This window comes from Cytobacillus sp. IB215665, from assembly GCF_033963835.1.
Lineage (GTDB): Bacteria > Bacillota > Bacilli > Bacillales > SM2101 > Nanhaiella.
Window position 1 is genome coordinate 143,232 of record NZ_JAXBME010000005.1, and the last position, 14,227, is coordinate 157,458.

Below are 14,227 nucleotides of genomic sequence, written 5' to 3' on the forward strand. Positions count from 1 at the left end.
AAAGAAAGGGTGGAACTATGTGTCCACCCTACAATGTTCTGTCATCCTTAAAATGGTCATTTTTGTGAAAGATAAAATATTGTACCGTGTTCATCGCTTACTTGTGATACAGAGATTTCCATTTTTTGTAGCATTAAGTGGACGATAGACAGTCCAACTTTTGCACCTTTATGCTGAGATTCAGCATTCATACCTGGACCCTTGTCTTTAATGATGAGCATGTCTTTTCCTTGTTTATTTATGATGCTAATCCCTACATACTTACCAGCTTGTGCGTGACGGTATATATTTTGTAGTAAATTATCAAGTATGCGTGTAAACCATTGTTTATCAACAACCCATAGTACTTGCTGCTCACGTAAATTTACTTCGATTTCAAAACCGTCTTTTTCAAAGATCGGATACCACGAAGCGACGGAGGAACGAATGATACGTAATATATCAATCTCCTCTGGATTGTATGGGTATTTGTTAGACGAAATGAGAGTGAACGAGAGGAGATTATCAATTAACTGACTAAGGTAATCTATTTTATCATTAATGATCGTAATAGATTGTTCTCCTTCTGTACTGAGCTCTTCTTTATTCAATGAATGTGTATGACCTCTAATCGTAGTAAGTGGTGTCCGTAAATCGTGAGATAGGTTTGCAATTAATTGTTTTCGTAATTGTTCTTCTTCTATTTCTTTTTCTCGACTTTGTTTCAGTTGGTAAATCATTTGATTGAATGCTTCTTCAAGTTGAGCAATTTCATCCTTTTTTTTAACGAGTATTGGTTCAGGGATACCATCTGCTGTTTGGTGCGTCATCACTTGTTGTAGTGAGATAAGTCGTTTGCGAATACTTCTGAAAAAAAGCCATGATATAACAATAAAACCGATCATTAAAATGATTACTGCAAAATAAATAATATATTCAAGTTTATCTCTGTTCTTTTCCCATTCAGTTAACATGAGGTCTCTTTGAATTTGAAATACGATAAATCCTTCTGTAGTCGATTCACCGATAAATGCAATGATCGTAAACGGGTCTTTATCATAAGTTTGCTTAATAAATGCTATACTATTTGAGGCTGACCATTGAGTTTGAATGTCGACATCAACAGGTATTGTTAGCCTGGTTTTTCCTGTTCCATCAACCCAAAACATCGTAGCATCGGGGTATAGTTTGCTTAACTCGTATAAGCGGGTGTCAATTGTTTGATCGGAGGCACCAGCAAGTTTAGCTGCTTCTTCATACCACATATTTTCAAGATTTATACTGTTTGTATAAATGGTCTCATCATTATCAAGTGTATTTGTAAAAGGTAAATTAATGAGAATGATCGTTAAAGGAAAAGCGAAAGGTACGAGCATGATTGCCAAACAAATAATAATGATGTATTTAGCTTGAAGTGAATGACGAAATTTCATTGCTTTATCCTATATCCAATTCCACGGATTGTTTCTATAACCACTGGTTCACTTGGGTTCTGTTCAATCTTTTCTCGAATATAGCGGATATGTACCATTAATGTCTTATCTCCTTCTATATATTGCTCGCCCCAAACCGCTTCAAAGATTTGTTCCTTTGTTAAAATTTGATTTAGATTGTCCAATAAATAAAAGAATATTTTATGCTGTTTTCCTGTCAAAATGATTTCCTCATTATTGTAAGTATTGAGAATACGTGATTCCTTAATAAATACATCTAGGTGATGAAGCTTAATCATTTGCTGTGAAGCTTTTCCAAATCTACGAAGTAATACTTCGACTCTAGCATGCAACTCATCAATATGAAAAGGCTTTGTCACATAATCATCTGCAAAAGATAGTCCTTGGAGCTTATCTTCTACAGCAGTTCTTGCTGACAACATCATAACTGGCGTATCAGGAAACTTCATTTTTATACGCTGTCCGACAGTAAATCCATCGAGCCCAGGTAGCATAACATCTGAAATAACAAGATCAATTTGTTCTGCGTAATTTATTGCCTCATCACCAGATTTCACCCAAGTGATGTCATATCCACACTCTTTCAAGCATGCTGATACCCAAGTACCGATTTCTAAATCATCTTCTATATATAGAATTTTTTTAGCCATACAAATGCTCTCCTAATTTACCTTAATCTATTTTAGTTTTATACCACTGAGAATCTACGAATCAGATAGAATAGAGTCTCAACCGAGTTCGCAGGTTTTCAAATTCCATTGAACTATTTCACTCTTATTGATAGGCTCTTTTCGTCAATTTTTGTTGTTATTGATAACAATAGTAGTGCAATAAGTCATCTTATACGGTTGCAATCGTATTACAAAAAAAGATGCCACGAATTCTAGACTTGAACTTTGTTTATTCATAGTATGTAAAACAACGATTGATGCGAAACCAGCCTATTAAACTAATTTTATTTTATCATACATATTCTTACAAGAAGTTAGTGTTTATGAGATTCATTGACAAATAACCAACAAAAGTCTATTGTTAAGACAAATGTTGTTATTTTGGAATGTGGGGTGTATTTTCATGAACGAAAAAGAAAAATATATTTTACATTTGATAAGTAAAAACCCTTATATCTCGCAAAATGAGCTAGCAGAAACGATGAAGTTGTCTAGGTCAGCAATAGCAGGCTATATTTCATCATTGACAAAACAAGGAAAAATTCTTGGAAGAGCATATGTTTTACCAGAAGCGGCTCGGATAACATGTATAGGTGGAGCGAATGTAGATCGTAAAGCACAATCACAAGAGAGCATACAGTACGGCTCGTCTAATCCAGTTTCCGTTACACAATCTAGTGGTGGTGTGGCAAGAAACATTGCAGAAAATATCGGAAGAATTGGCAGTGCTGTCTCACTTGTCTCGGTCGTAGGGGATGATCAGGAAGGTGAATGGTTGATTGGGTCAACAAACTTATACGTTGATACAAGTCAAGTTATGAAGCTTCCAAAGATGAACACAGGAACATATACAGCTGTATTAGATCAAGAAGGTGAGATGGTTATCGCCCTTGCTGACATGGCAATATATGATTCAATAAATGATAGTTTTATTGAAAAACGTTGGAGTCACATCACGTCATCATCCATTGTCTTACTAGACACTAATTTACCTAGTTATTTAATACAAAAAATCATTGAACGCTGCCGCCAAGAAAACATTAAACTTTGCGTTGCTCCTGTGTCAGCTCCAAAGATGAAAAAGCTACCTAAGATTCTTGATGGAGTTACTTGGCTTATCTGTAATCAACAAGAGGCGATGACATTAGTTGGAGAGTGTAGAAATGATCATGTTATGTGTGAAAAAATTCAGCAGCTAGGTGTAGAGAATGTCATTATTACACGTGGTGAAAGAGGAATTGTCTACCAAACAAATGATAGCGCTTACGGAGAAATTACTGCACCTACTGTAGATGCGATAGATGTTACTGGAGCAGGAGATTCGTTTGTAGCTGGCTTTCTATATGCAATGAATAAAGGAAAAAATTTTAGGAAGTCATGTAAATACGGTATGACCTGTTCAATGCTTACTTTGCAAACACAAGAAACGGTTAACAGCGAATTGCATGAGCAGTTATTGGTGAAAACATATCAACAATATTTTGAGGAGGATAAGTAAATGAACTTACAAGACGTGCTAGTGTATTCAGAGGAAGTGACAAAGGCAATAGAAGAAAAAAGGCCGGTTGTAGCATTAGAATCAACAATCATTTCGCATGGTATGCCTTACCCACAAAATGTAGAAACAGCAAAAGAAGTAGAAGCACTAATTCGTGATAATGGTGCTGTACCTGCTACTATTGCCATATTAGATGGAAAAATAAAAATTGGATTAAATAATGATGAGCTTGAGCTATTAGCTACTAGTAAAGAAATAGAAAAAGTAAGTAGAAGAGATTTACCGTATATCGTTGCAATGAAAAAGCACGGCGCAACAACGGTGGCAGCTACTATGATTTGTGCGCATCTAGCAGGCATTAAAGTATTTGCCACAGGTGGAATCGGTGGTGTTCACCGTGGAGCAGAGCAGACGATGGATATATCGGCTGACCTTCAAGAACTTGCTCAAACAAATGTAGCAGTCGTATGTGCTGGTGCTAAGTCAATATTAGATTTAGGACTAACGTTAGAATATCTAGAAACAAACGGTGTACCCGTTATAGGTCATGGCACAAAAGTATTGCCAGCATTTTACTCAAGGACGAGCCAATTTGAAGTAGATTATCAAATAGATTCACCGAAGGAAATAGCTAGTTTAATTCAGGCGAAGTGGGAGCTCGGATTACAAGGTGGTCTCGTCATTGCTAACCCAATCCCAACTAAGGATGAATTAGATGAAGCGTATATTACATCAATCATTGACAAAGCGCTCGTTGAAGCAGAAGAGAATGGAATTTCAGGAAAAGATGCAACACCTTTTTTACTAGATAAAGTGAAAGCATTAACAGATGGAAAAAGCTTGATAGCAAACATTGCATTAGTAAAAAATAATGCGATTGTCGCTGCTAAAATAGCATCAAATCTATAGAGAATAGGTACATCTTTAAGTTCAAACAGCACCGGAATATGGTGTTGTTTCACTTTAATTTAGAAGCAACACTTCGTCTCATTTTTGAATACGAAGATTCAGAAGTTGCGTTAGGAAAGGAGTAATCGATAGCACTAATGCTAGCTCTTTGTTATTATTTCTTTCCAGTAATACCAAGCTTTTTTATATTCTTCGAAATCGTTTGGATGATGTTTGATGCATGCTGCTATCCTGAGGTATAAGACAATAAGTACATCTTTATATGAAAAGCAATCTCGATCATCAGTTGTTAAATGCAGCATAGCTGAATCTATCGTCTCTGTTGTTAACTCTGTTGGTGAAGAACAAAAAGCATAAATCAAATCATAGTAGCTTCTTCCTAAAACCGGGGCTGGATCAATCACTCCCTTTAATTCTGTCAAGTCAAAAATAAAGTTGTGCATACCACAATCACCGTGAAGTAAGTATGGTTGAGTCGTTGTAGATAATTCAGGGATCAACTTAAGAACAAAATCATACTCAACTCTACCTAAATAAGCAGCGATGTGAGTGTTAGCACGAGTAATTTCATTCCTAAGAAAACTTCTCCATGATTTAGATGGGTCATCTGCCCATCCCCAATTTTCCTTTGAGGTGACTGTTTTATAATTATTTATAAGCTCTAACACAAGTACGATAAGTAAGTCTTTTTTACTCATAGGTGTATAGTCTGTAGTGCCAGGAATAAAAGAATAGACGATGTATTTGTATGATGGCTCTACAAAAATAAGATTAGGTATTAAATCGATATTCTTATAATAATTAAGATATTCAGCCTCTGACTTCACAATATTTGGCTCATTAATTTTAATAACATAATGAGAGTTATCCACATTTTTTAAAAGGTATAGTTCACTAACAGTACCACCAGTTAATGGTTTATATTCTAGTTTTGATGAGATAATATCATTTTCTATTAATTGGTTAATTATTTTTGATACATCCATATTTCTCAACCCTTCTAATTCTGGTCCAATTATTATGATCCAATATCTATTTATTTGGCTCTTTTCGTAAACTTTGTTGCTATTTTATAACAAAGAACAATTTGACGAGTATTTTGATAGCCCAATAATTGTATAAGTAGAAAAGATGCCACGAACGCTAGATGTATACGTGCTTATATCTTTGAACGAAAAGCAACAATCAATGTGAAACAGCCATTTATTTAAGTAATTTGTAACGGAAGTGGTGGCATGTAAAAACTAATTTATCTTGTTTATCTGTAATTGTCAAAGCACACACTGGTCCTTTAGATGCACTTTTAGTTAGTAAGCCTACAAGAGATGGGCGTAAAATTACCGGCTTACAATAAACTTGAACAGCCTTGCTGAATTTTTTTAAGAGAAAGTCAATTATCTAAATGGGTTTAAGCCTTTGGTAAGCTCTATTAAAAGTTCTTTAATATTTCTATATCAATAAATTGAGTTACACAAATGGAAATTTCTCTGTTGACATCTAGGATAATATACCTAATAATGTACAAGTTGGAAAAATTTAATGACAACAAGGGGGAGACATAATTTGAAAAAGCAACACTTATTTTGGAAAACAGTTGTTATTTCTATGCTGGTCAGTTTAGTAGTACTTATTCAGCCTACTATTGGTCATTCAGCAGATGATAACTCAAGAGCTTCATTTTCTGATATAACACAAGGTTATTGGGCATCCGAAGAAATTACATTTCTAACTTCAAAAGGTATCATTAAAGGCTACAATAATGGGGAATTTGGTCCTAAGGATAATGTTACAAGAGCACAGGCCGCAATAATGGTTGCGCGCGCTTTGGAATTAAATACAGATAATATTACAGACCCAAAATTATCAGACGTAAACGATGAACATAGCGCTTATAAAGAGATTGCTGCTGTAATTGATCAAGGTATTTTTGATAGGGTAGGCAGCTATTACCCGAACGAGCCACTTACAAGAGGAGAAATGGCTAAAATTCTTGTTCGAAGTTATGAGTTAAAAGGTAACTATGGAGAATACTTTACAGATGTTTCACTAGAAAATGAATATTACCCATACATAAATAAGTTATTTGCTAATGGAGTCACTACCGGTTTTTCAAACAAAACTTTCAAACCGGATCAATCAGTTACAAGAGATCAATTTGCTGTATTTTTTGCTAGAGTATTAGATAGCAAGTTTAAACCATCTATAATCAATAATAATTCTCTAGAATTAGCGAAGAGTGGTATATTAAATGGATGTAAGTATTCTTTGAATGATTTTGTAACGGCAAAGGACATTCTTGATGATAATGGTGAACCTCACTGGGAAGGTTATAATGGGGGTGCCAAAGGGAAACTTTTTGGGAATTGCTTGTACTATACAGGAGATTATGTTGATGATTCAGACAAATTAATCACTGCAATTGATTATTATACGGATGAAAACACTAATATATCGATACAAGATATTAAGAAGCTTCTTGGTGAACCTTTAGAAGAAGGTTACGATGAAATGAATGGGTATAGCTACATGACATATAGTGATGATGCATATTTCCTAAACTTTATTTTTAGTGATGGAAGTCCAATACTATCGGCTATGGAGTTAAGATATAAAATGTCTGAAGAAAAAGCAAGCTATCATCTTTTGAAAGAGCTAGGGTTGTTAAATAACCCTAACGCATTTGCAGGGTACGAGGGTACACAAGATGAAACTTCACGTGAATATTATTTTGAAGTCTGTCAAAATGTACAACACTCTGAAGAAGAGGCACAATGTGTACCATTAGGGTTTTATTATGTAGATAAATTTACTGGAGATATACGGCAAAGTACCTACTAGCATTTTGTAATATTAGCTTTGTTATAAACAAATTATTAATACTTTATTGAGTTGTTTCAAATAAGGAAGGACTGTAGTTGAAAATACAGTCCTTTTTTTATATCACAAAATTTATTTGATTTAATGTTAGGTTCTATTTCTTTTCCTGTCTATTGGTGCTCTATTCTCATCGCTGGGACAAATGTTAATGTCAGTTGCTTATATGGATATTTTAAAGATTTATATGCTTTAGTATTCTATTTATTCAAAGGGTATTTTTCATCTAGACGAGGTTCATGTTTTTTAATATACTCGTCTAACTTTCCTTGAGAAGTCTTATTTTTTGTCCAAGCACTTAATGTCTCCCTATCGTCTACGTACTCCATTAAAGGTATAGCAAAGCCACAACTAGTTTGAACAGATTCAATATCGACGACAAAAATCTGTCTAGCTGACTCAGATGGGATATGAGCATAATAATCTTCCATCAATGTAAAGTATTCATCGGTATATTTTTTAATAACTTTGCCGTATCCATATGCTCTTAAAATGAGAGGCTTTTGTTCAAAGCTACACCACATAAATGTAATCCTTGGATTATCAAGTAAATGATTAGCAGTTTCGTTACCACTACCCGCAAAATCCACATAAGAAAGCGTATGGTTATTAACGACCTTTAAAGAATCATAACCTTTTGGTGACAAATTAATTCTTCCATCACCTGATGGAGCAGTGGTAATGAAAAAGATGTGTTGATTTTGAATGAAGTGTATTTGTTCTTCAGTTAACTCTCTAAATTGTTTTCCCATCTACTTTCTCCTCCTGTTTATAAATGTAAAGGCTCTTTTCGTAAACTTTGTTGCTATAGTTCCTAAAATAGAAGAGTCGTTTTATTCACTTATAGAAGAAAAGGTGCCCTGTAACCTATTTGTATACGTGTATATTTTTTTGTACGAAAACTGCCAATGTAAAAGAACTTCCTTAAGTAAATTAAAAACAAGTTCCCTTAAATGAACGGGCATATTTTCAAACAGTTGAAGGCATGTGGACTATTTACGTACGATCACATGTAAAATATCGTAAAAAGTCCTATATTTCACAAATAATTCACTGTAATTGTAAGAATTACAACATAATATGTCAACTTAATACTATGATCATAATTATTGTAGGAATACCTTAATTAGAACCACAAGTAGCCTCATTTTTTTATGGATAAAAAACAGCAATAATTGGTAAAAAATTCAAATTGTTGTTACGAAATGACTAGTTGTAAAATTTTATGAAATAAACTGAAAGTATCATTAAAAATTTGAGAATCATGGCGATAAAGTAAGGATAAAGAGAAATTTTAAATAAATCTGATGAAAGTTGGCGAAGCAATGTATAAAGTTGTAAATTGTACATCACAATTAGAATTGTTTAACAACATTAAGCAGTGCTGTTGGCAAGAAAAAGGATTTGAAATGGAGCGTAATCAACACTCCGATAAATTTTTATTAATAGCGAATAATGGGGAGGTAGGAGGGACAGTTGAGTTTACACCTTCTACATACATGAGTAATTTCACACGGGATATATTTAAAGACGTTATTACTGAAGATATGAAAGTACTAGAAATTGATGGTTATGCCGTATTACCTAAATATCGAGGAGTGTTAGGAATGAGCGGGATTAGGCTAGCTGTTCAATATGCAGAAAAATATAAGTACACACATGCTGTTGCCTTATGTGATCCAAAAGTGTTTCACTATATTCATAAAGTTTACAAGTGTGATATTAAACAAGTAAGCGATATGTTTTTCTATAAAGGAGCCGATGTAATTCCTGCCATAATGGATGCAATAGTTGTTTACGAAAATAAACATACATTTAAATGGTGGAAGGAAATGACCGAAATAAAAGATGTAGTTTCAGTTTAATCAACAAAGAAGGGAAGTAGTTTTTTGCATGGAAAGTAATATGAAATTAATGAATGAAAGAAACAACTTAGTCATGATTATTTTTGCTGCAATGGTTACGTTAACTCAAATGTTTAATATATTTATGGGTGTGCCGCTAAATGTAGTATTACCTTTGTTAGGGTTTATATATTTAATTTTAGGTCCTGTCTACTTTATTTCCAATCGTTCGCAGTTAAAGAAATATGCGAATATATTTAAATACTTTAATATCATTCTAGCAGGCACTTTCATGGTCGTTTTACTTGTCTTAGATCCTCATATTGTAAACATCATGTTCTTATTTGTTTTAATGACTATGGTGGGCATCTATCAAGAAAGAAATATAAACCTCGTTGTTTTTATCATCACTTTCGTAGTTGTGTTATTAAATCTTAATCAATCTATAGCTGAGATTACACAACAAGATACAGCTTATATCTTAATGTCATTCTTTTTTGTTTTCGTTGCAAACGCTGTACAGACGAGATTTAATAATAGATTAATGAAAGAAAATGAAGAGCAGAAAGCTGAAGCGATCAAATCTAAAGATAATCTTGCGCACATTTTAGCTAATATCCATTCCTCAATTGTTTCAGTTAAAGAGTATCAAGAAAATTTAAATACTGAAACAAATGATGCAGGACAACGTTCAGATGAAATGATGTCTTCAATTGAAAGTATGGTAATTGCTTATGGAGAACAAGCAAGCCTTACTGAGGAATTGTATAGTGAAATGGAATCCACAAATGTACAAATTGAAAATATAACTAAATCAGTTGTAGAAATGAATGAATATGTTGAATCTACAAAAGAAGCAACAACAGAGAGTGTGAACAAAGTCATAGACTTAGAAAAAGATCTTGAAGAATTTAATTGTGACATAGAACTAACTGTTGATTTAATGGAAGATGTAAAAGACACAACACAAATCATTGAAGATACTTTAAGTACGATATCAGATATAGCAGAACAAACGAATTTATTAGCATTAAATGCAGCAATTGAAGCTGCTAGAGCGGGGGAACACGGTAAGGGATTTTCTGTTGTTGCGGAAGAGGTAAGAAAGCTCGCTGAGTCTTCAAAAGAATCATCTGAATCAATTGCTGAACACCTTTTAGCATTTCGTGAGAAAATTAATAAAGCATCCCATACGATAACTGGATCACAGGAATCCATTAAGAAGAATCGAGAAGGGATGAACCATGTAAGAATGATATCCTCCAGTGTAAATTCCTACATGGAAAGTTTTCATGATAAGACTACCCATTTGCAAGAATTTATAATGGGTGTTCAAGCGATGATGCAAGAGGTAGGTGCAAAAGTTGAAGTTAACACTAATATCACTCAGAAGAACACAAATAGTATTGGTGATGTTAAAGATTTAGTTATTACCCAGCAACAGAGTATTTCTAGACTGTCAGATGGTTTTTCTAACCTAGGAAAGAAAATTGTTTCATTAGATTCGTGAAACCCTTTCTTTAATAATGATATTCACGTTCTAACAGATAATAGCAAAAGGATATATTGGTAATTTTGGATGTGTGTGTTAATATAAAGCTAAATCTACTTGGAGAAAGGGTTGCGGTTCTGTTTATGCCTACATTTACTTTGTAATGGATCAACAAATTTGATAGTACTTCTTTGAAATATGTAAATATTTCCTTAGGAGAAGTCTGTCTTTTTATCCCATTACAAAGGAACGGAACGAATATGTGTAGTATACAATATTCTAAGTTCTCTCGCTGACGGGAGAACTTTTTTATATCCAATGATTAAGTGAATAGGTGATGCTACAAATAGATCCGAGTAGATGTTTCGTTTCTTTATCTTATTAGAGGTGAAGAAAATGAACGTAAAATACTTTAAGTGGAATTTAATCAATATGGATGATGTAATACAAGAGCAACGCTATTGTTCAAATTGCGGTAAAGTCGTTTGCTTTTTCGATACATTAATTAGACGGCATAATGCAAATGGAAAAAATATTTATCGATACGCAATTTATAAGTGTGAAAAAAATCATACGTGGAATAAAAAGCTTGAAGCTTATAAAAGCTATACAGACCACATTAGGTTGAATGAAGCTATACCAACTGATGACGAAATTAATACCCCTATATGTTTTAAAACGTTAGTAGTTAATGAGATAAATTGTGTTCATATATCAATAAATCAAGTTATTGGTGAGTTTCGAATAGATAAAGTGTTAACTGATCGTTTAAGTAATATTAGTAGAAACGAAATTGTAAAAAGAATGAAAGATGGTTTAATAACAGTTAATAAACAACATGTTAAGCCTAGTACAAGAATTCGTAGTGGAGATAACATCTGTCTATTAATAACTAACACTCACAATAATGTTTAAGCCTTAGTTTTGTTTTATACGTAGTACTAACTGGACTGGCCGAGAAATTCCTCGGTCTTTTTTTAGTATATTTATCCTCGCGTTATTTCTACATCTTAAGCGTAAATTTTTAGTGAGGCTGTTATAAAAGAATTACACTAAAGGAGTTTATTTTGTTGCTAATGAATTTCTATATATTCGTTTAACTCGTTCTATACAAAGTTGTTCGCTTACCTTAAAGTCTTCTACAAGTGTTTTGATGATCGTTGAGCTTTTAAGATTATATGACATTAACATATGGTAAGGAATTGCCGCATACAAAGTAAAATGTTGTGCGTCACGCTCTTGCAATTCTCTAAATGCTGGAGGCATAATTTGTAACTGCCAGCCGTAATGTCGAATAATGTGGCAGAGCTCGTGAAAAAACTGCTCCCTTTGCTGTGAAGCATCTATTCTTGAATCTATCGTAATGGATTTAAATTTGCCGTTCTCATACGAATAGCTCGGTATAGGCCTTCGGAAAAAGTAAATATTATTATTTTGACAAATGGTTTCTTCTAGGATATCTGTTGGTTGATTTATGTTCATTTTTTTATACCAAATAGATACCCATGTTTCTAAAAGGGTTGCTTCATATTCTACTTCCACATATTTCACCTCTTACACAAATTATACAAACATATGTTCTTTTTTGCAATCATATGCTAGTGGAAATAGGTAAAATGAACTGTGCAGAAATGTTCTTTGTTCTCTTAATCTTTTTTATTTACTTTTTGAGCGATTGCTCTTAAATATTTTAAGTGATCATTTAATGCTTGGGCTTCCTCTCTTGTAATATTCTCTTGATCAAAGAAAAATAAGCTTTCTTTATGATCTTCTTGTTTTACTACAGCTAACGAAGCAGGGGTATCCGCTCGTCCCAATAAATAATCTGTTGATACATCGAAAAAATCAGCAAGGTCCTTTATTGTTTCTGCATCAGGCTTGCGATCTCCAGATTCATAACGTGAAAGCTGTACATTCGATACTCCAATCGCCTTAGCGACCGCCTTTTGTGAATATCCCTGACTTAGTCGTAACAATTTGATCCGTTCCCCTAATACCTTCATCGTATATTCTCCTCTACAGTTATTTATGATTATATCTTATCATTTACCAATACGGTAAGTAAGTATAATTACCTATATGGTAAAAAGATGTGGACAATTACCTTTTCGGTAAGTTAATATAATATTATCACAAAATAAGACATATTCATAAGTGAAAGAAAATATGTTTTTGCCAATATGGTAATTTGTTTTGAAAGGTAGGTGAATCCCGTTACACCTTTAGTAGTGGGGATAATAAATGCGAATGAAAGAAATAGATATAACAGATTCAATGTTTGAAACTAATGTAAATGAACAACAGACACCTTATGTTGTTATTGTAAGTAACGGGAAAGCAAAGATCTCTCAATTACCTAGTCACGGTGAAACAAAGATTATTACTCATCAAAACGAGGTGAAAAGAGTTAAATTCGATGAAGGTGAAGAGTTTTAATAGAGAAAATTAATTAACGTTCTACCAGTCGACTGGAGGACACCAAGCTTTGGATATCATATCTGAGGTTTGGTGTCCTTTCTTATTAATTCGATTTAGTAACTAAAAACGATAAATTGAGGTGATTTTATGAAGATTCAACTAATCTATAAAAATCCTTGTAAAAATTGTATATGGATAGCGGAAGAGAATCTTTGTCCGTTTGAATAGTTGGTAAGTAATCAAAAACATTAAAAGAAACATGGACTGCCATTACAGTACCATTGTCACGCATTCTAAGATTACAAAAGTGGTCAAAACAAAACAGTGAACATGGAAAAAATGTTGACTAAAAAATAGCAAACTGGTCTTATTTAGATGGAATAAAAAAGTCTTAGAGCAAGTTGAGGTTGAGATTGAGGTAGAACAATTTGCTGAGAAAGGAGAGTTTGTATGGAATGGATTATGTCATCTCATTTTTATTAGAAGATGTAGATCTAGCAATTGCTATACTTCTAGCAATGATGGTTATTGATTTTGTTACAGGCATACTCGTTGGTCTAATGGATAAAAATTTGAATGGTACAACTGGTTTTAAAGGGCTACTGAAAAAAGTGTACGTCCTATTATTAATTAGTGCAGTTTATTTAATGGAAAAATTAGTGTTTAGCACAGGTTACATTGGCGACGGGGTAACAATCGCTTATAGTATTATTGAGTTTATTAGTATTACAGAAAACGGGGAAAAACTTGGTGTACCAATCCCACGACAAATACGTGAAGTAATCAAAGTACTTAATAGTGATACATCAACGAGAAAATGAAAAAAGAGTAAATCATTAAAGGTGTTGATTGACTAGTAAATAGCCCCCACCAAAGGAGGTGGGGCTGTAATTACCTCATACTTATCGAATAACATTTACACCTATCTCTACAATACCGATAAATTTTACTAATATAACCTTTATTGTTAAGTTATATAGATTATAGTATGATAGATTCCGTAATATGAGAATAAATGACAATTTAAAAATAATAGATGAAAAATGAATTTGGTTTTTACCTTCAAGTAATCTAAAACAACTACGAAG

The 14,227-nt window shown here is 33.3% G+C and carries 14 protein-coding genes; 8 read left to right on the plus strand and 6 right to left on the minus strand.

What is annotated here, in order from left to right; genetic code table 11:
• Window positions 1–56: 56 nt before the first annotated feature.
• The gene (locus tag SLH52_RS08900; protein ID WP_320208911.1) at window positions 57–1,412 is read right to left on the minus strand and encodes a HAMP domain-containing sensor histidine kinase; all 1,356 of its coding nucleotides are present in this window, start codon (window positions 1,410–1,412) and stop codon (window positions 57–59) included.
• Window positions 1,409–2,083 (minus strand): response regulator transcription factor, encoded by a 675-nt coding sequence (locus SLH52_RS08905; RefSeq protein WP_320208912.1) that lies wholly within the window; start codon window positions 2,081–2,083, stop codon window positions 1,409–1,411. Before SLH52_RS08905 ends, SLH52_RS08900 begins: the two co-directional genes overlap by 4 nt.
• A gap of 424 nt (window positions 2,084–2,507) precedes the next feature.
• On the opposite strand from SLH52_RS08905, the gene SLH52_RS08910 reads away from it, so the two are divergent.
• Together SLH52_RS08910 and SLH52_RS08915 are read left to right on the plus strand one after the other, a co-directional pair.
• On the plus strand, window positions 2,508–3,602 hold the full coding sequence (locus tag SLH52_RS08910; protein WP_320208913.1) for a carbohydrate kinase: 1,095 nt from the start codon (window positions 2,508–2,510) through the stop codon (window positions 3,600–3,602).
• Window positions 3,603–4,511, plus strand: coding sequence for a pseudouridine-5'-phosphate glycosidase (locus SLH52_RS08915; protein WP_320208914.1), 909 nt, complete (start codon window positions 3,603–3,605; stop codon window positions 4,509–4,511). It abuts the gene before it with no gap.
• Window positions 4,512–4,651: 140 nt separating this feature from the next.
• Here the strand turns inward: SLH52_RS08915 and SLH52_RS08920 are convergent, their stop codons facing one another.
• Window positions 4,652–5,497 (minus strand): phosphotransferase, encoded by an 846-nt coding sequence (locus tag SLH52_RS08920; RefSeq protein ID WP_320208915.1) that lies wholly within the window; start codon window positions 5,495–5,497, stop codon window positions 4,652–4,654.
• A gap of 577 nt (window positions 5,498–6,074) precedes the next feature.
• Between SLH52_RS08920 and SLH52_RS08925 the strand changes: the two genes are divergently transcribed.
• Window positions 6,075–7,349, plus strand: a complete 1,275-nt coding sequence (locus SLH52_RS08925) for an S-layer homology domain-containing protein (protein ID WP_320208916.1) — start codon at window positions 6,075–6,077, stop codon at window positions 7,347–7,349.
• Window positions 7,350–7,585: 236 nt separating this feature from the next.
• Here SLH52_RS08925 and SLH52_RS08930 read toward each other — a convergent pair whose 3' ends face one another.
• A complete protein-coding gene (locus SLH52_RS08930) occupies window positions 7,586–8,137 on the minus strand; it encodes a pyridoxamine 5'-phosphate oxidase family protein (protein ID WP_320208917.1) in 552 nt (183 codons plus the stop codon).
• A 573-nt stretch (window positions 8,138–8,710) separates the two neighbouring features.
• Between SLH52_RS08930 and SLH52_RS08935 the strand changes: the two genes are divergently transcribed.
• The 3 genes from SLH52_RS08935 (at window position 8,711) to SLH52_RS08945 (ending at window position 11,636) form a co-directional block, all read left to right on the plus strand.
• Window positions 8,711–9,250, plus strand: a complete 540-nt coding sequence (locus SLH52_RS08935; RefSeq protein ID WP_320208918.1) for a GNAT family N-acetyltransferase — start codon at window positions 8,711–8,713, stop codon at window positions 9,248–9,250.
• 28 nt (window positions 9,251–9,278) lie between these two features.
• On the plus strand, window positions 9,279–10,739 hold the full coding sequence (locus SLH52_RS08940; protein WP_320208919.1) for a methyl-accepting chemotaxis protein: 1,461 nt from the start codon (window positions 9,279–9,281) through the stop codon (window positions 10,737–10,739).
• A gap of 378 nt (window positions 10,740–11,117) precedes the next feature.
• Window positions 11,118–11,636: a S4 domain-containing protein gene (locus tag SLH52_RS08945; RefSeq protein WP_320208920.1), complete on the plus strand. Its 519-nt coding sequence runs from the start codon at window positions 11,118–11,120 to the stop codon at window positions 11,634–11,636.
• Between the two features lie 147 nt (window positions 11,637–11,783).
• On the opposite strand, the gene SLH52_RS08950 is transcribed toward SLH52_RS08945, so the two are convergent.
• Both SLH52_RS08950 and SLH52_RS08955 read right to left on the minus strand, forming a co-directional pair.
• The gene (locus SLH52_RS08950; protein ID WP_320208921.1) at window positions 11,784–12,263 is read right to left on the minus strand and encodes an ImmA/IrrE family metallo-endopeptidase; all 480 of its coding nucleotides are present in this window, start codon (window positions 12,261–12,263) and stop codon (window positions 11,784–11,786) included.
• A 104-nt stretch (window positions 12,264–12,367) separates the two neighbouring features.
• A complete protein-coding gene (locus SLH52_RS08955) occupies window positions 12,368–12,724 on the minus strand; it encodes a helix-turn-helix transcriptional regulator (protein WP_320208922.1) in 357 nt (118 codons plus the stop codon).
• Between the two features lie 238 nt (window positions 12,725–12,962).
• Between SLH52_RS08955 and SLH52_RS08960 the strand changes: the two genes are divergently transcribed.
• Together SLH52_RS08960 and SLH52_RS08965 are read left to right on the plus strand one after the other, a co-directional pair.
• The gene (locus SLH52_RS08960; protein WP_320208923.1) at window positions 12,963–13,157 is read left to right on the plus strand and encodes an XtrA/YqaO family protein; all 195 of its coding nucleotides are present in this window, start codon (window positions 12,963–12,965) and stop codon (window positions 13,155–13,157) included.
• A gap of 437 nt (window positions 13,158–13,594) precedes the next feature.
• Window positions 13,595–13,960: a phage holin family protein gene (locus SLH52_RS08965; RefSeq protein ID WP_320208924.1), complete on the plus strand. Its 366-nt coding sequence runs from the start codon at window positions 13,595–13,597 to the stop codon at window positions 13,958–13,960.
• Window positions 13,961–14,227 lie beyond the last annotated feature (267 nt).

Bases quoted from the DNA above. Each gene is read 5' to 3' on its own strand.
- SLH52_RS08900 (WP_320208911.1), bottom strand. From the start codon at position 1,412: ATGAAATTTCGTCATTCACTTCAAGCTAAATACATCATTATTATTTGT.
- SLH52_RS08905 (WP_320208912.1), bottom strand. From the start codon at position 2,083: ATGGCTAAAAAAATTCTATATATAGAAGATGATTTAGAAATCGGTACT.
- SLH52_RS08910 (WP_320208913.1), top strand. From the start codon at position 2,508: ATGAACGAAAAAGAAAAATATATTTTACATTTGATAAGTAAAAACCCT.
- SLH52_RS08915 (WP_320208914.1), top strand. From the start codon at position 3,603: ATGAACTTACAAGACGTGCTAGTGTATTCAGAGGAAGTGACAAAGGCA.
- SLH52_RS08920 (WP_320208915.1), bottom strand. From the start codon at position 5,497: ATGGATGTATCAAAAATAATTAACCAATTAATAGAAAATGATATTATC.
- SLH52_RS08930 (WP_320208917.1), bottom strand. From the start codon at position 8,137: ATGGGAAAACAATTTAGAGAGTTAACTGAAGAACAAATACACTTCATT.
- SLH52_RS08935 (WP_320208918.1), top strand. From the start codon at position 8,711: ATGTATAAAGTTGTAAATTGTACATCACAATTAGAATTGTTTAACAAC.
- SLH52_RS08940 (WP_320208919.1), top strand. From the start codon at position 9,279: ATGGAAAGTAATATGAAATTAATGAATGAAAGAAACAACTTAGTCATG.
- SLH52_RS08945 (WP_320208920.1), top strand. From the start codon at position 11,118: ATGAACGTAAAATACTTTAAGTGGAATTTAATCAATATGGATGATGTA.
- SLH52_RS08955 (WP_320208922.1), bottom strand. From the start codon at position 12,724: ATGAAGGTATTAGGGGAACGGATCAAATTGTTACGACTAAGTCAGGGA.
- SLH52_RS08960 (WP_320208923.1), top strand. From the start codon at position 12,963: ATGCGAATGAAAGAAATAGATATAACAGATTCAATGTTTGAAACTAAT.
- SLH52_RS08965 (WP_320208924.1), top strand. From the start codon at position 13,595: ATGGATTATGTCATCTCATTTTTATTAGAAGATGTAGATCTAGCAATT.